The 18,857-nt window shown below is 70.9% G+C and carries 2 protein-coding genes; one reads left to right on the top strand and one right to left on the bottom strand.

Translation table 11 applies throughout. From position 1 onward, the window contains the following. Positions 1-151: 151 nt before the first annotated feature. Positions 152-1,249 carry a 3,5-dihydroxyphenylacetyl-CoA synthase DpgA gene (gene dpgA / locus ACN28C_RS22950; protein WP_422769589.1) on the bottom strand — a complete coding sequence of 366 codons (1,098 nt, stop codon included), beginning with the start codon at positions 1,247-1,249 and terminating at the stop codon, positions 152-154. 539 nt (positions 1,250-1,788) lie between these two features. On the opposite strand from dpgA, the gene ACN28C_RS22945 reads away from it, so the two are divergent. After that, positions 1,789-18,768, top strand: a complete 16,980-nt coding sequence (locus tag ACN28C_RS22945) for an SDR family NAD(P)-dependent oxidoreductase (protein WP_422769588.1) — start codon at positions 1,789-1,791, stop codon at positions 18,766-18,768. Positions 18,769-18,857 lie beyond the last annotated feature (89 nt).

Here is an 18,857-nt window from a genome sequence, read left to right as displayed (position 1 = left end):
GCACCGCCTTCTCGGGTGTCGTCAGTGTCAGAAGTGACCAGTGCGATCCGGAGGCTTCTCGCCTCGACCGCCCTGCTTCGACCGGGAGACCCCCGATCCGTCCGAACAGCGGTCCCGCGCTCGTCACCCTCACCGGAGCGCTGGAGCCGGCTCAGAACCGCAGCAGGGCCGACTCGATCGTCGACCCGGGGCCCATGGTCATCAGGACGCCGTACTCGCCGTGCTGGGTGACACCCTCTTCGAGTAGTCGACCGTAGGAGAACAGGAACGAGCCGCTGGAAAGGTTGCCGTAGTCGCGCAGCACCCCGGTGGTGTGCCGCAGCGCGTGACGGGTGAGACCGAGGTTGACCATCACCGAGTCGATCACCTTCTTGCCGCCCGAGTGCACGACCCAGTGGGCGATGTCGCTGCGGCGTAGACCGGTACCGTCGAGCAGCCGGCCGATGACCTCCTCGGCGTGCGCGCCCACCACGTAGGGCACCTCGGGGTCGAGGAAGAAACTGAACTTGCCCTGCTGGTCGTTCCAGTCGTAGCGCATCGCGTCGACGGCCTCGGGGATGATGCAGCTCGCGAACTTGAGAACGGTGGGACCCGGCTCGAGTCCGGCCTCGTCGGTGATGAGGGCCGCGGCGGCCGCGCCGTCGCCGAATAGGCTGTTCACCACCGCGCTGCGCATGGTGCCGTCCATCACGTACGCGGCGGAGCACGCCTCGACGCAGACGATCAGCGCGAGCTGGCCCGGGTGTGCGCTGGCCCAGCCCGCCACGGCGTTGAGGCCGTTGAGCCCGGCGTTGCAGCCCATGCCGACCACGTCGAGGCGGCTCGTCGTGACGCTGAGCCCCAACTCCTTGATCAGCAGGGCGCTGAAGCCGGGCGTCAGGAACCCGGTCGTGGTGATGCAGCACAGGTAGCCGACGTCGTCGAGTTCGTAGTCGGAGTCCTTGAGACAGGAGAGGATCGCCCGCTTGCCCATGTCGATCCCGGTGAGCTTGTGCTTGCGGAGCAACTCGCCCTGGGTCTCGGTGGCCCGGGTGCCCCCCGGCAGCTCCGGGGGCAGGCTCAGGAACCGCCGCTCGATGGCGCTGTTGTGGAAGACGGACCGGATCCGGCGGTCCGTGATCCTGTACATGTCCAGGATCTCCTGCTGCGAATACGAATCGGGCGGCACCGCAGCGCCCACGCTGACGATCTTCGGCGGGAGGTGTGCCCGGTCCGGGGTGAGGACCGGGGCGGGCGCAGGTAGCGTCATGAATCTTCTCCGCTTGAGAGAAATCCCGGTCGGGTCGTCCCGGGATATGAATGTCGCGCTGGCCGGCTGATCGGCGACGTCGCTGTCAGGGCGCCGCGTGCCGATTAGCGGATGGTGCCATGACAACACGTCGTCACCCGTGTTGGATAGCAGAACGGACCTAGTCAGGGGTAGTAGCCGAGACCCGGGCGCGTTGTCCATTCGGCTCTGGTCGATAAAAAATCGATCCAGGGGTACGGCAGGGGTGTTGCCTGTGGTGATCATCGGGTAGCGTGCCGGCCCTCCCCGCGGGAAATGTTTCGCGGCGGTTTCTGATCGCCTGGGATAGGGGGTGGATCGCCTCGGTAGGGGTGTCCGGTCTGGCGAGTGCCCGAATAGGTTCGGCACAGATTCGTGCGCGCATTCGCTGGCCACTGTGGTCGCTTCCTTCACCTGCCCCGGCTCGGGGAGCCGAGGTTCGTACGGCGGTGCGGAGCGGCCTTGCTCCATCCCGGCCCGGCCCGCACTCTCCGGCCGGCCCGACGAGAACGGGAGATCCCATGACCACGTCAACCGAACAGCTTGTCGAGGCGCTGCGGGCGTCGCTGAAGGAGAACGACCGCATCCGCCAGGACAACAACCGGCTCGCCGCTGCGATGTCGGAGCCGGTTGCGGTGGTGGGTATGGGGTGTCGGTTTGGTGGTGGGGTGGAGTCGGTGGGTGGGTTGTGGGAGTTGTTGGTGGGGGGTGGGGAGGTGGTGGGTGGTTTTCCGGTGGATCGGGGTTGGGATGTTGATGGTTTGTTTGATCCGGATCCTTCGGTGTCGGGGAAGTCGTATGTGCGGTCGGGTGGGTTTGTTGTTGATGTTGCGGGGTTTGATGCGGAGTTTTTTGGTATTTCTCCGCGTGAGGCTTTGGCGATGGATCCGCAGCAGCGTTTGTTTTTGGAGACGGCGTGGGTGGCGTTGGAGGATGCGGGTTTGGATCCTGTGGGTTTGCGGGGTTCGGGGACGGGTGTTTTTGCTGGTTTGAGTGGTCATGATTATGGGGGTTCGCCGGGGGAGGTGGTGGAGGGTGTTGAGGGTCATTTGGTGACGGGGAATGCGGCGTCGGTGTTGTCGGGGCGGTTGTCGTATTTTTTTGGGTGGGAGGGTCCTGCGGTGACGGTGGATACGGCGTGTTCGTCGTCGTTGGTGGCGTTGCATTTGGCGGTGCAGGCGTTGCGGCAGGGTGAGTGTGGTTTGGCGTTGGTGGGTGGGGTGTCGGTGATGTCGACGCCGGCGTTGTTTTTGGAGTTTTCGCGGCAGCGTGGGTTGGCGGTGGATGGTCGGTGTAAGGCGTTTTCGGTGGATGCGGATGGGATGGGTGCTGCTGAGGGTGTGGGGGTGTTGGTTGTTGAGCGTTTGTCGGATGCGCGGCGTAATGGTCATCGGGTGTTGGCGGTGGTGCGGGGTTCGGCGGTGAATCAGGATGGTGCGTCGAATGGTTTGACGGCGCCGAGTGGGCCTTCGCAGCAGCGGGTGATTCGGCAGGCGTTGGTGAATGCGGGTGTGGATGCGTCGGGTGTTGATGTGGTGGAGGCGCATGGGACGGGGACGCGGTTGGGTGACCCCATCGAGGCCCAGGCGATCCAGGCGACGTACGGCAGGGCTCACAGCCCCGACAACCCGCTCCTGCTCGGTTCGGTGAAGTCGAACATCGGCCACACCCAGGCGGCGGCGGGCGTGGCCGGCGTCATCAAGATGGTCCTCGCGATGCGTAATGGTCTGCTGCCGCGCACCCTGCACGCTGATGTTCCCACTCCCGAGGTCGACTGGTCAGCCGGTGATGTGCGGCTGTTGACCGAGGCGCAGCCGTGGCAGCGCAACGGTCACCCCCGCCGCGCCGGCATCTCGTCCTTCGGCATGAGCGGCACCAACGCCCACGCGATTCTCGAGGAATACACCGAGCCGGCGGACACCCCGGCCGTCGTCGCGCCGAAGGAACTGCCGCCGGCGGTCCCGCTCGTCGTCTCGGCGTCCTCGCCGGACGCGTTGCGGCAACAGGCGGCGCGGTTGGCGGATCTGCTGGCCCGCGAGGACGTCGTGGTGGGTGATGTGGCGTCGTCGCTGGTGCGAACGCGGGGCGTGCTCGGCGAGCGGGCGGTGGTGGTTGCCGCCGATCGGACCGGCGGGGTGGAGGGTCTGCGGGCCCTCGCTGCCGGCGGTGAGGCGCCGAATGTCGTTACCGGTCGTCTTGGTGGTCGGGACGAGCGGGTGGTGTTCGTGTTTCCGGGGCAGGGTGCGCAGTGGGTGGGTATGGGGGTGGAGTTGCTTGCGGTGTCGCCGGTTTTTGCGGGGCGGATGGCGGAGTGTGAGCGGGCGTTGGCGCCGTTTGTGGATTGGTCGTTGACTGAGGTTTTGGGTGATGAGGAGGCGTTGCGGCGGGTTGAGGTGGTGCAGCCGGTGTTGTGGGCGGTGATGGTGTCGTTGGCTGCGGTGTGGGGGTCGTGGGGTGTGCGGCCGTCTGTTGTGGTTGGTCATTCGCAGGGTGAGATTGCGGCGGCGTGTGTGGCTGGGGCGTTGTCTTTGCAGGATGGTGCTCGGGTGGTTGCGCTGCGGTCGGCGGCGATCGCCGGGTTGGTGGGTGTCGAGAGTGGGATGACTTCGGTGGCGATGTCGGTGGCCGAGGTGCGGGTGTTGTTGGAAGAGGTGTCGGGGGTGGGGGTCGCGGCGGTCAACGGGCCGGCGGCGACGGTGGTCTCTGGTGAGGTGGCGGGGCTGGCGCAGGTCGAGTCGTGGTGTGAACAGCGGGGGGTGCGGGCTCGTCGGGTACCGGTCACTTACGCCTCGCACTCGGCTCAGATGGAGGTCCTGCGTGAGGAATTGGTTCGTGTGCTCGGTCCGGTGCGGCCGCAGGCGGGGCGGGTGCCGTTCTTTTCGACTCTGCGGGGCGAGGTGGTGGACGGAGCGGGGTTGGGCGCCGGTTACTGGTTTGAGAATCTGCGGCATACCGTGCTGCTGGAGCCGGTGGTGGCGCGGTTGGCGAGCGATGGTGTGGGTGCGTTTGTGGAGATGAGTCCGCACCCGGTACTGACCGCTCCGGTCGCGGAGGTCGTGGAGTCGGTGGGCGGTGCGGCGGTGGTGGTCGGCTCGCTGCGTCGTGACGAGGGCGGTCTGGATCGGTTGTTGCTGTCGGCGGCAGAGCTGTTCGTCCAGGGTGTTCAGGTCGATCTCGACGAGTGGGTACCGGTGGGGAATCGGGTGGACCTGCCGTCGTATCCGTTTCAGCGTCGCCGGTTCTGGCTCGGGTCGTCGACCGGTGACGTCCGGGCGGCCGGTCTTGCGGCGGCGCGGCATCCCCTGGTCGCGGGATCGATGCGGCTGGCCGACGGCGACGGTGTCGTACTGACCGGACGGCTGTCGTTGCACAGTCACGCCTGGCTGGCCGACCACACCATCGGTGACAACGTCTTGGTGCCCGGCACCGCCTTCGTCGAACTCGCCGCCCGAGCCGGTGACGAGGCCGGCTACGACCACATCGACGAGCTCACCCTGTACACCCCGCTGATCCTTCCGTGGCGCGGCGGGGTACACCTGCAGATGGTTCTGCGTGCCCCCGACGAGCAGGGCCGAGGCTCGCTCACCATCCACTCGCGACCCGACGACGCCGACCAGGACGAGCCCTACACCCGGCACGCCGCCGCCGTCCTGACCACCGGCGTCCGGGAGAGTGACCCCGGCCGTCTGACGCAGTGGCCCCCGCCCGGCGCCGAGACAATCCAGGTCGACGGGGTCTACGAGCGGCTGGCGGAAGAGGGTTATCACTACGGCCCCGCATTCCAGGGACTGCGCGCCGCCTGGCATCTCGACGGCAGCGTCTACGCCGAGGTCGCGCTGGCCGAGAACGTCGAGGTCGACGGGTTCGCCCTGCATCCGGCCCTGTTCGATGCCGCGCTGCAGGCCGTCGCGCTGGAACGGGGCGGCGAGGCCGGTGCGGGGCCACGGTTGCCGTTCGCGTTCACCGGGGTCAACGTGCACGCCAGCGGTGCGACCACGCTGCGGGTCCGACTGGCCCGGGATGACGAGGGGTCGGTGACCCTGCATGCGTTCGATCCCGCCGGTAACCCGGTCGTCACCGTCGGCAAACTGGTCACCCGACCCCTGACCGACACCGCACCCGCCGAACCCGACCTCGACGACGCACTCTTCCGCGTCGAGTGGACCCCGCTCACGGTCGAACCCGACCCCACGGCAGCCGAGACGCCCTGGACGCTGCTGGCCAGCCCCACCCCGACGGCGACCTGGGAAGACGGCAGCACCGAGACCCACCACAGCCCCGCCGAGATCCCCGACGGCACCACCGTCGTGGTGTTCGACGCCGGCCGGGGCGACGCGGGCCACGGCGAGGCGCTCACCGGTGCGGTCCGCGACAGCACCGTCGGGCTGCTGGAGGCCGTACAGCGCTGGCTCGCCGAGGTACGCCTCGCGGACGCCCGCCTCGTCGTCCTGACCCACGGGGCCGTCACCCTGGACGGCGAGACACCGGACCTGACCCGGGCCGCCCTCGTCGGCCTGCTGCGCTCCGCGCAGGCCGAACACCCCGGACGGCTCGTCCTCGTCGACCTCGGCACCGGTGTGCACGTGCCGCGCGCGGTGCTGGCCGCAGCACTGCGAACGGACGAACCCGAGATCCTGCTGCGCGGCGAGACGGCGTACGCGCCCCGGCTGGTCCGTGCGGTCGCCCCGGCGCTGGCGCCGCCTCGGGGCGAGGGTTCCTGGCGGGTGGAGTCCGGTACGGACGGATCCTTGGACAGTCTCCACATCGTTGCGGTGCCGCCTCGGGTGCTGGCTGCCCGGGAGGTTCGGGTCGGGGTTCGCGCCGCAGGAGTGAACTTCCGGGACGTGTTGCTGAGTCTCGGGATGTACCCGGGTACCGGGACCATCGGTGGCGAGGCCGCCGGTGTGGTCCTGGAGGTCGGCGCGGAGGTGACCGGCGTACGTCCGGGTGACCGGGTGATGGGACTGTTCACCGGTGCCTTCGGCCCGGAGGCCGTCGCGAACGAGCGGATGCTCGTCGGCATCCCCCGAGGATGGTCGTTCGCGCTGGCGGCCACGGTCCCGGTCGCCTTCGCCACGGCCTGGTACGCGCTGCGTGATCTCGGCGGGTTGCGGGCCGGCCAGCGGGTGCTCGTGCACGCCGCGGCCGGCGGTGTGGGGCAGGCGGCGGTGCAGCTGGCCCGTCACTGGGGTGCCGAGGTGTTCGGCACCGCCAGCGCCGGTAAGTGGGACGTCCTGCGCGGCCTGGGTCTGACCGACGACCACATCGGCAGTTCCCGGGACCTGTCGTTCGCGGAGCGTTTCCCGGCCGACATGGACATCGTCCTGAACAGTCTCGCCGGTGAGTTCGTCGATGCGTCGCTGGGGCTGCTCGCCCCGGGTGGCCGCTTCGTGGAGATGGGTAAGACCGACGTCCGGGCACCGGACGGGGTGGACTACCGGGCGTTCGACCTGGCGGACGCCGGCCTGGACCGGACCCAGCAGATCTTGTCGCAGGTCGCCGGTCTGATGGCGGACGGCGTTCTGCGGCCGTTGCCGTCGCGGGTGTTCGACGTGCGGCGGGTGTCGGAAGCGTTGCGGTTGATGAGCCAGGCCCGGCACGTCGGGAAGGTCGTCCTCGCGGTGCCGCGCCGCGAGGTGCCCGGGACGGTGATGGTCACCGGTGCCACCGGCACGCTGGGCAGGCTGGTCGCGGAGCACCTTGCCGCAGCGGGGACGCCGCATCTGCTGCTGCTCAGCCGCACGGGTGAGGCCGCGCCGGGTGTCGACGAACTGCGGGAACGGCTGACCGGGCTGGGCGCGGCGGTGACGGTCCGCGCCTGTGACGTCGTCGACCGCCGACAGTTGGCACGGGTGCTGACCGAGATCCCACGGCAGTGGCCGCTGACCGGCGTCGTGCATGCGGCCGGCGTACTCGACGACGGCGTGCTGGAGTCGCTGACCGCCGATCAGGTCGAGGCCGTACTGCGGGCCAAGGTGGACGCCGCAGTCAACCTGCACGAGCTCACCGAGGCCACCGACCTGTCGATGTTCGTGCTCTACTCGTCGGTTGCCGGGGTGCTGGGTGCGGCCGGTCAGGCCAACTACGCCGCCGCGAACGCGTTCCTCGACGCGCTGGCCCGCCATCGCCGTGGCCTCGGCCTGGCCGGTACGTCCCTGGCGTGGGGATTCTGGGCAGAGCGCAGTGCGATGACCGGCCACCTCGACGACGCCGACCTGCGGCGACTCGCCCGAGGTGGCATCGTGGGCCTGTCCCGGGAGCAAGGTCTCGCCCTGTTCGACCGGGCCGTCGTCCACCCCGAACCCGTCCTTGCCCCCGTCCGTCTCGACCTGCGGGCACTGGGCCGGCAACACGCCGAGACACCTCCGATTCTGCGGAGCCTGCTGCGCACCCCGGGCCGTCGCAGGACCCGCGCCACCGCAGGCGCCGCCGCCACCGGCCTGGCCGCCCAGTTGGCCGCCATGCCGGCCGACGAACGTGACCAGTTCCTGCTCACCCTCGTGCGGACCAGCGCCGCAGCCGTACTCGGGCACCGGGGCTCCGACGCGATCGACCCGCACCGGGCCTTCAAGGACATCGGCTTCGACTCGCTGACCGCCGTCGAGCTCCGCAACCGGCTCAGCACCGCCACCGGACTGCGGCTACCCGCCACCCTCGTCTTCGACCACCCCAACCCCACCGAACTCGCCCGCCGGCTGCGCACCGACCTTGTCGGCGAGACCGAGCAGAGGCCCGCCACGCCCGTCAGCACGGCCGCTGCGATGTCGGAGCCGGTTGCGGTGGTGGGTATGGGGTGTCGGTTTGGTGGTGGGGTGGAGTCGGTGGGTGGGTTGTGGGAGTTGTTGGTGGGGGGTGGGGAGGTGGTGGGTGGTTTTCCGGTGGATCGGGGTTGGGATGTTGATGGTTTGTTTGATCCGGATCCTTCGGTGTCGGGGAAGTCGTATGTGCGGTCGGGTGGGTTTGTTGTTGATGTTGCGGGGTTTGATGCGGAGTTTTTTGGTATTTCTCCGCGTGAGGCTTTGGCGATGGATCCGCAGCAGCGTTTGTTTTTGGAGACGGCGTGGGTGGCGTTGGAGGATGCGGGTTTGGATCCTGTGGGTTTGCGGGGTTCGGGGACGGGTGTTTTTGCTGGTTTGAGTGGTCATGATTATGGGGGTTCGCCGGGGGAGGTGGTGGAGGGTGTTGAGGGTCATTTGGTGACGGGGAATGCGGCGTCGGTGTTGTCGGGGCGGTTGTCGTATTTTTTTGGGTGGGAGGGTCCTGCGGTGACGGTGGATACGGCGTGTTCGTCGTCGTTGGTGGCGTTGCATTTGGCGGTGCAGGCGTTGCGGCAGGGTGAGTGTGGTTTGGCGTTGGTGGGTGGGGTGTCGGTGATGTCGACGCCGGCGTTGTTTTTGGAGTTTTCGCGGCAGCGTGGGTTGGCGGTGGATGGTCGGTGTAAGGCGTTTTCGGTGGATGCGGATGGGATGGGTGCTGCTGAGGGTGTGGGGGTGTTGGTTGTTGAGCGTTTGTCGGATGCGCGGCGTAATGGTCATCGGGTGTTGGCGGTGGTGCGGGGTTCGGCGGTGAATCAGGATGGTGCGTCGAATGGTTTGACGGCGCCGAGTGGGCCTTCGCAGCAGCGGGTGATTCGGCAGGCGTTGGTGAATGCGGGTGTGGATGCGTCGGGTGTTGATGTGGTGGAGGCGCATGGGACGGGGACGCGGTTGGGTGACCCCATCGAGGCCCAGGCGCTGCTCAATGCCTACGGCCAGGACCGCGACCGTCCCCTCTGGCTCGGTTCGGTGAAGTCCAACCTCGGCCACACCCAGGCGGCCTCCGGCGTGGCCGGCGTCATCAAGATGGTCCTCGCGATGCGTAATGGTCTGCTGCCGCGCACCCTGCACGCTGATGTTCCCACTCCCGAGGTCGACTGGTCAGCCGGTGATGTGCGGCTGTTGACCGAGGCGCAGCCGTGGCAGCGCAACGGTCACCCCCGCCGCGCCGGCATCTCGTCCTTCGGTATCAGCGGCACCAACGCCCACGTGATCCTCGAAGAGGCCGAGGACCGCGAACCGGTCGTGCCGCAGCCGGACACCGCCGCACCCGTACCCCTGGTGCTCTCCGCCTCCGCGCCGAACGCCCTGCGTGAGCAGGCGGCCCGGTTGGCCGACCTGCTCGCTACCGACGGCATCCTGCTACGCGACGTGGCTTCCTCCCTGGTCCGCACGCGCGGTGTGCTCGCCGAACGCGCCGTGGTGGCCGCCACTGACCCGGCTGCCGCCCGGGACGGTCTGCGGGCCCTCGCTGCCGGCGGTGAGGCGCCGAATGTCGTTACCGGTCGTCTTGGTGGTCGGGACGAGCGGGTGGTGTTCGTGTTTCCGGGGCAGGGTGCGCAGTGGGTGGGTATGGGGGTGGAGTTGCTTGCGGTGTCGCCGGTTTTTGCGGGGCGGATGGCGGAGTGTGAGCGGGCGTTGGCGCCGTTTGTGGATTGGTCGTTGACTGAGGTTTTGGGTGATGAGGAGGCGTTGCGGCGGGTTGAGGTGGTGCAGCCGGTGTTGTGGGCGGTGATGGTGTCGTTGGCTGCGGTGTGGGGGTCGTGGGGTGTGCGGCCGTCTGTTGTGGTTGGTCATTCGCAGGGTGAGATTGCGGCGGCGTGTGTGGCTGGGGCGTTGTCTTTGCAGGATGGTGCTCGGGTGGTTGCGCTGCGGTCGGCGGCGATCGCCGGGTTGGTGGGTGTCGAGAGTGGGATGACTTCGGTGGCGATGTCGGTGGCCGAGGTGCGGGTGTTGTTGGAAGAGGTGTCGGGGGTGGGGGTCGCGGCGGTCAACGGGCCGGCGGCGACGGTGGTCTCTGGTGAGGTGGCGGGGCTGGCGCAGGTCGAGTCGTGGTGTGAACAGCGGGGGGTGCGGGCTCGTCGGGTACCGGTCACTTACGCCTCGCACTCGGCTCAGATGGAGGTCCTGCGTGAGGAATTGGTTCGTGTGCTCGGTCCGGTGCGGCCGCAGGCGGGGCGGGTGCCGTTCTTTTCGACTCTGCGGGGCGAGGTGGTGGACGGAGCGGGGTTGGGCGCCGGTTACTGGTTTGAGAATCTGCGGCATACCGTGCTGCTGGAGCCGGTGGTGGCGCGGTTGGCGAGCGATGGTGTGGGTGCGTTTGTGGAGATGAGTCCGCACCCGGTACTGACCGCTCCGGTCGCGGAGGTCGTGGAGTCGGTGGGCGGTGCGGCGGTGGTGGTCGGCTCGCTGCGTCGTGACGAGGGCGGTCTGGATCGGTTGTTGCTGTCGGCGGCAGAGCTGTTCGTCCAGGGTGTTCAGGTCGATCTCGACGAGTGGGTACCGGTGGGGAATCGGGTGGACCTGCCGTCGTATCCGTTCCAGCGTCGCCGGTTCTGGCTCGGGTCGTCGACCGGTGACGTCCGGGCGGCCGGTCTTGCGGCGGCGCGGCATCCCCTGGTCGCGGGATCGATGCGGCTGGCCGACGGCGACGCACTGGTCCTCACCGGACGGCTGTCCCTGCAGAGCCACGCCTGGCTGGCCGACCACACCGTGGGCGACACGGTCCTGGTCCCCGGGACCGCCTTCGTCGAACTCGCCGTCCGGGCGGGCGACGAGGTCGGCTACGACCACATCGAGGAGATGACCCTGCACAGCCCGCTGGTACTGCCACGGCGGGGACACGTGACACTACAGGTCGTCCTGCGTGACGGCACGGTCAGCGTCCACTCCCGCCCCGACGACGAGGACGACTTCACGCACCACGCGACCGCGACCCTGGCCCGTGGCACCGGAGCTGGTGGTCACCCCCCGCCCTCGTGGCCGCCCGCCGATGCCCAGCGACTGCCCGTGGAGGGGGTCTACGAGCGGCTCGCCGACGGCGGCTACCACTACGGACCCGCCTTCCAGGGCCTGCGAGCCGCCTGGTGGCACGACGGGAGCCTGTACGCCGACGTCGCCCTGCCGGAAGGCGTCGAGACCGACGGGTTCGCACTGCATCCCGCCCTCTTCGACGCAGCCCTGCAAACGGTCTCCCTCGACCCGACCGCCGCCACCGGCGACCACCCCCGGCTGCCGTTCGCCTTCACCGGCGTCACCCTGCATGCCGGCGGCGCCACCCACCTGCGCGTCCGGCTGACCCGCGACGAGCAGGGCGACCTGACCCTGCACGCCTTCGACCCCACCGGCGCCCCCGTCGTCACCGTCGACAGACTCGTCACCCGACCCCTCACCGACACCACTGCCACCCGCCCCGCCGTCGGCGACGCGCTCTGGCGGGTCGACTGGACCGGGACCACTCCGGCCGCCGACCACGACGCCACCCGCTGGGCGGTGGTCGGCGCCCCGGAACCGGCGGCCCGGCTCGGCACCGTGGCCGCTCAGCCCCCCGACCTCGCCGCCCTGCTCGCCGCACCCGGCACTCCGGCGGAAACCGTGGCCCTGCTGCTGCCCCCGGCACCGACCGGCCTTGGGCTCGCCGGCCGGACGCACCAGGCCACCCTCGGCATCCTCGACCTGCTCCAGCGGTGGCTCGCCGACGCACGTACCGCCGGCTCGCGGCTGGTGCTGGTCACCACCGGCGCGGTGAGCGCGGCCCCGGACGGACACGACCTGACCGAGCCTGCCCACGCGGCGGTGTGGGGTCTGGTCCGCTCCGCGCAGGCCGAACACCACGACAGGTTCGTCCTCGTGGACGTGGACGGCGCGGACGCGCTGCCCCTGCTGCCCGCCGCCGTCGCCACCGGCGAGAGCCAGATCGCCGTGCGCGGCGACCGGCTGCTGGTTCCCGGGCTCGCCCGCCCGACCACCGCCGACGTCCTCGAACTCCCCGCCGACGGCATCTGGCGGGTCGAGGCGGGCGCCGACGGTTCCCTGGACAGCCTCGTCGTCGCCGCCGTCGAGCGGCCCGGGCTCGCGGCGCGCGAGGTCCGGGTCGGAGTCCGCGCGGCCGGGGTGAACTTCCGGGACGTCCTGCTCAGCCTCGGCATGTATCCGGGCGCCGGAACCATCGGCGGCGAGGCCGCCGGGATCGTGCTCGACGTCGGCGACGAGGTGACTGCGCTGCGCCCCGGCGACCGGGTGATGGGCCTGTTCACCGGCGCCTTCGGCCCCGAAGCCGTCGCCGACGAGCGGATGCTCGCCGCGATCCCCGAGGGTTGGTCCTTCGCCCGTGCCGCCACGGTGCCCGCGGCGTTCGCCACCGCCTGGTACGCCCTGCACGACCTCGCCGGGCTGCGCGCCGGGGAACGGGTGCTGATCCACGCGGCTGCCGGCGGCGTCGGGCAGGCGGCCGTGCAACTGGCGCAGCACTGGGGCGCGGAGGTGTTCGGTACGGCCAGCCCCGGCAAGTGGGACGTGTTGCGCGGGCTCGGCCTGGCCGAGGACCACCTCGCCAGTTCCCGTGACCTGACCTTCGCGGAACGTTTCCCGGCCGGTATGGACGTCGTCCTGAACAGTCTCGCCGGTGACTTCGTCGACGCGTCGCTCGACCTGCTCGCGCCCGACGGCCGGTTCGTGGAGATGGGCAAGACCGACATCCGTCGTACCGCCGCTGCCGTCCGCTACCGCGCCTTCGACCTGGCCGAGGCCGGCCCCGATCGCATCCAGCGGATCCTCACCGAGATCACCGGGCTGATGGCCACCGGCGCGCTGCGCCCGCTGCCGCTGCGGGGGTTCGACGTACGCAGGGCAGCGGACGCGTTCCGGTTCATGAGCCAGGCCCGACACACCGGAAAGCTCGTCCTCACCGTGCCGAAACCCGAGATCACCGGAACCGTACTGGTCACCGGCGCGACCGGCACGCTGGGCCGGATGATCGCCGAGCACCTCGCCGCGGCCGGCGCCCCGCACCTGCTGCTGCTGAGCCGCACCGGAGAAGCCGCCGACGGCGCGGACGAACTCCGTGCCCGGCTCACCGCCCTCGGTACGGAGGTGACGATACGTTCCTGCGATGCCTCGGAGCGGGAGCAGTTGGCTGCCGCCCTGGCCGGCATCCCCCCGGCGTACCCCCTCACCGGCGTCGTGCACGCGGCCGGCGTCCTCGCGGATGGAGTCCTGGAGTCGCTGACCCCGCAGCAGGTCGAGGCGGTGCTGCGGGCCAAGGTGGATGCCGCGATCAACCTGCACGAGCTGACCCTGGACGCCGACCTGGCGATCTTCGTGCTCTACTCGTCGGTCGCCGGTGTCCTCGGCGCGGCCGGGCAGGCCAACTACGCCGCTGCCAACGCGTTCCTCGACGCGCTGGCCCGGCACCGCCGCAGCCAGGGCCTGCCCGCGACTTCCCTCGCCTGGGGGTTCTGGGACGAACGCAGCGCCATGACCGGTCACCTCGACGACACCGACCTGCGCCGCCTCGCACGTGGCGGCATCGCCGGACTGACCCGCGAGCACGGCCTCGCCGTGTTCGACGCGGCGGTCCACCGCGAGGAGCCCGCGCTCGTCGCCGCCCGCCTCGACCTGCGCGCCCTGCACCGCGCCGACGCTGTCGTACCGCCACTGATGCGTGGTCTGGTCCGGACCCCGGCCCGTCGTACCGCCGCCAGCGGTACGAACGCGGCGGGCTTCGCCGGCCGGCTGGCCGCCATGCCGCCCGGTGACCGGGAGCAGCACGTCCTCGACCTGGTCCGGGCCGCCGGAGCGACGGTACTCGGCCATCGGGGCGCCGACGCGATCGACCCGCACCGCGCGTTCAAGGACATCGGCTTCGACTCACTGACCGCCGTCGAACTTCGCAACCGGCTTGGCACCGCCACCGGACTGCGGCTACCCGCCACGCTCGTCTTCGACCATCCGACGCCCGCCGCGATCACCGCGTACGTGCTGGCGGAAACGCTCGGCACCGGGTCCGCGCCGAGCCTGCCGGTGGAGAACGAGCCCGTACCGGACAGTGCGGCGGACCCGATCGTCATCGTCGGGATGAGCTGCCGGTTCCCCGGTGGTGTCAGCTCTCCCGAGACGCTGTGGGAGCTGCTGGACACCGGCGGCGACGCGGTCGGGCCGTTCCCCGTCGACCGGGGCTGGGACCTGGAGCGGCTCTACCACCCCGATCCTGAGCACCCGGGCACCTCGTACACCCGGCAGGGCGCCTTCCTCGGTGGCGTCGCCGACTTCGACCCCGGCTTCTTCGGCATTTCACCGCGCGAGGCGCTGGCGATGGACCCGCAGCAGCGGCTGCTGCTGGAGATCTCGTGGGAGGCGTTCGAGAACGCCGGAATCGACCCGTCGACGCTGCGCGGCAGCCGTACCGGCGTCTTCGCCGGAGCCAGCGGCCAGGACTACACCGGCCTGGTCGCCCGGATCCCCGAGCGGGTGAAGGGCCACCTGGTCACCGGCAACACCGGTAGCGTGGTGTCCGGGCGGATCTCCTACACCTTCGGGCTGGAAGGCCCGGCGGTGACCGTGGACACGGCCTGCTCGTCGTCGCTTGTCGCGCTGCATCTGGCGGCACAGGCCCTCCGGCAGGGGGAGTGCACGCTCGCCCTCGCCGGAGGCGTAACGGTCATGTCCACCCCCGGCTTCTTCGTCGAGTTCAGCCGACAGCAGGGCCTCGCCCGCGACGGGCGCTGCAAGGCGTTCTCGGCCGACGCGGACGGCATGGGAGCCGCCGAGGGCGCCGGCATGGTACTGCTGGAACGCCTCTCCGACGCCCGCCGCCACGGCCACCAGGTTCTCGCCGTGATCAGCGGGTCGGCGGTCAACCAGGACGGCGCGTCGAACGGTCTCACCGCACCGAACGGCCCGAGCCAGCAGCGTGTGATCCAGCAGGCGCTCGCCGCCGCCGGGTTGCGCCCCGCCGACATCGACGCCGTCGAGGCGCACGGCACCGGTACCCGGCTCGGCGACCCGATCGAGGCGCAGGCGTTGGTCGCCACGTACGGCCAGGACCGGGACAGTCCGGTCAGGATCGGCTCGATCAAGTCCAACATCGGCCACACCCAGGCGGCGGCCGGGGTCGCCGGCGTGATCAAGATGGTACTGGCCATGCGGCACGGGATCCTGCCACGGACGCTGCACGCCGAGCAGCCCAGCCCGCACGTCGACTGGTCCGCTGGGGCCGTCGAACTACTCACCCGGCCACAGCCGTGGGAAGTGGACGGCCGTCGACGGCGTGCCGGGGTGTCGTCGTTCGGGATCAGCGGCACCAACGCCCACGTGATCCTCGAAGAGGCACCCGGCGCACCGGAGGTCGAGCCGGAGCCGGTGCCGGCGGACCGCCCCCCGCGAGTCGCGGTGGTCGACGCCGCCGGGGACGTCGTACCTGCCGCCGAAGGTCCACTGCTGCCCTGGGCGCTGTCGGCCAAGACGCCAGAGGCATTGCGCAACCAGGCGGAACGGCTGGCGGACGTGACCGCCGAGCCCCGCGACGTCGCGCACTCGCTGCTGGTCACCCGCGCCATGTTCGACCACCGTGCGGTCGTGCTCGGCCGGGAACACGCCGACCTGGTCGCCGGCCTGCACGCGCTGCGCGACGGTACCCGGGCGGCGAACCTCGTCCACGGGGTACGCCGAGATGGGAAGCTCGCCTTCGCCCTCACCGGACAGGGCGCCCAGCGTGCCGGGATGGGCCGGGAACTGGCCGCCGCGTTCCCCGCCTTCGACGCCGCGCTGGAGGAGACCTGCGCCGCGTTCGACCGGCACCTCGACCGGCCGCTGCGGCGGGTGGTCGACGGCGACCCCGAACTCCTCGACCGTACCGAGTACACCCAGCCGGCCCTGGTCGCCGTCGAGATCGCCCTTGCCCGGCTGCTCGGCAACTTCGGGATCAGGCCCGCCGCGCTGATCGGCCACTCCATCGGGGAGTTCGCCGCGGCCCACCTCGCCGGGGTGCTCAGCCTCGAGGACACGGCCGCGCTGGTGTGCGCCCGGGGCCGGCTGATGCAGGCACTGCCCGGTGACGGCGCGATGCTGGCGCTGGGCGTCACCGAGGAGGAGGCCCGGGAGGCGATGTCGGCGGTCGGCGGTCGGATCGGCATCGCCGCGATCAACGGCCCGAAGTCGGTGGTCGTCTCCGGCGACGGCGACGCGGTCACCGCGGTCGCGCAGCGGTTCGAGGGCCGCCGGCGCAGGACGCTTCGTACCTCGCACGCCTTCCACTCGCCGTTGATGGAGCCGATGCTGGCGAAGTTCCGGGCGGTCGCCGAGGCGGTCACGTACGCGCCGGCGGAGATCCCGGTCGTCTCCACGGTCACCGGCCGTCCCGCCACCGACGACGATCTGCGGTCGGCGGACTACTGGGTGCGGCACGCCGCCGAACCGGTCCGCTTCCACGACGGTGTGCGGGGCCTGCACCAGCTCGGCGTCACGACCCTGCTCGAACTCGGCCCGGACGGCACCCTCACCTCGATGGCCCGCGATCTGATGCCCGACGAGGCCGTACTGGAGCCGGTCCTGCGGCGGGACCGGCCGGAGGAGGAGGCGCTGCTGACCGCCCTGGCCCGCCTGCACGCGACCGGCATCCCGGTCGACTGGACGCCGGTGGTACCGGGTGGCCGCCGGGTCGCCTTGCCGACGTACCCGTTCCAGCACCGGCGCCTGTGGCTCACCGACGCGGTCGCGGACGACGGCCTCGACCTGGGTGACCCGCTGGTGATCGCGGGTGACGGCGTGCTGTTCGACGCGACGCTTCCGGGAGCGGATGGTCTGGACGCGCCGGGCGGCCTGGTGGTGGAGCTGCTGCTGCGGGCCGGTGACGAGGTCGGTGCCGAGGTGATCGAGGAGGCGGAGCTGCTGGTGCCGCTTCCCGCCGCCGACGCGGGCGGGACGCGGGTGCAGGTGCGGGTCCGGGACGCCGATCCGGCCGGGCGGCGGGCGGCGAGCATTTCCTCGTACGACGGCATCGGCTGGACCGTCAACGCGACCGCGACCCTCGTGACCGGCGACGCGACCGACGAGCCGGAGCCGATCGATGTCTGGCCCCCGGCCGGAGCGGAGGCCGTCGAGGTCGGCGCGGACGCCACCCTGCGGGCCGTGTGGCACGGCGACGGTGCGGTCTTCGCCGAAGCGGTCCTGCCCGACCCCGCGCGGGCCGACGGCTATCTGCTGCACCCGGCGCTGCTGGAGGCCCTGGCCGCGCTGCCGGGGCCGGGCGGACCCGCACCGCTCACCCGGTGGCGCGACGTGCGGCTGCTCGCCACCGGCGCCCACCACCTGCGGCTCCGGCTGTCGACCCGGCCCGACAACGGCCACACCCTGCTGGCCACCGACGCGACGGGCGTACCTGTGCTGACGGCCGGCACGGTCGTGCTGGGACGCCCCGGCTCGGCCGCCGATTCCCGGAACAGCGCCGGGACGCCCACCGGCGCTCTGAACGGCGCCGGGTCGGCCGCTGCCGAACCGACGCCGGTCCGGCGCCCGATCCGGCGGGTCGTGCGTTCGGTGGACCGAGCGCCCGGAGAAGTCCCGGGGGGCATCTCCTTCGACCCGGCCACGGCGCTGGCGCTGGTCCGGCGGGAGGTCGCCGCCGCGCTCGGCCACGACCCGACCGACCTCCTGGACGACCGGCTCAGCCTGCTGGAACTCGGCTTCGACTCGCTGACCGCGACGGAGCTGCGCCGACGCCTGGTCGCGGCGACCGGCATCCCGCTGGAGCCGACCGTCGTCTTCGACGAGCCCTCACTGGCGGCTCTCGCCCGGCATCTCGCCGAACGCGCCGACGGTCGTGGACCGGAATCGTCCGGCACGGTCAGTGCGCTCTACTGGCAAGCCTGCACGCAGGGCCGGCTCGACGAAGGACTCGCCCTCGTGCAGGCGGCGGCGCGACTGCGACCGGCCTTCGACGTCGCCACCGCCGAGCAGCACGTTCCCGGCCCGGTACGCCTGGCCGACGGCTCCGGCGGGCTCCGGCTGATCTGCCTGCCCAGCTTCAGCGCCGTCGCCGGCCCGCACGAGTTCGCGCCGTTCGCCGCCGCGCTGCGGGGCAGGCGCGAGGTGTGGGCACTGCCCGAGCCCGGCTACCTCGACGGCGAGGCTCTGCCGGAGTCGCTCGACGCGCTCGTGCGGATGCAGGCCGAGGCGGTCCGCCGCCTGACGGCAGACGGGGACGGCTTCGTCCTCGTCGGGCGGTCGATGTCGGGCATGCTGGCGCACGCGCTGACCGCGCACCTGGAGGCGGCGCAGCTACCGCCCGCCGCGGTACTGCTGCTCGACAGCTCCACGCCGGAGTCGATCCGTCGCCGGCCGTGGCTCTCGACCGGGCTCGCCCAAGCGGTCGCGGAGCGGGAGAGCGGGATGGAGCTGCGCAGCGACACCCGGATCACGGCGATGGGCCGCTACCACGAGATCTTCGGGGCGTGGGAGCCGAAGCCGGTGGCCACCCGGACGCTGCTGGTACGCGCCACGGAACCGTGGTCGGCGGAGACGGGCGACGGCGGCTGGCGGGCCGAGTGGGACCTGCCGCACGAGACGATCGACGTGCCGGGCGACCACTTCACCATCCTGGAGTCGGCTGCCGGGTCCACCGCCCTCGCGGTCGACGGGTGGATCGGCGTGACGCTCCTCGAGACCGGTAGGGGCGGCGATAGGGGTTGACCCTGGCCCGGCCGTGCTGTCTGTGTAATTGAACGACGTACCCGTGGATTCTTTCGCCATTCCTCCGGCCGATTCCTGGACATCGTCGT

Source organism: Plantactinospora sp. WMMC1484, assembly GCF_049315195.1.
Taxonomy (GTDB): domain Bacteria; phylum Actinomycetota; class Actinomycetes; order Mycobacteriales; family Micromonosporaceae; genus Plantactinospora.
This window is presented reverse-complemented; position numbering and strand designations above follow the sequence as displayed.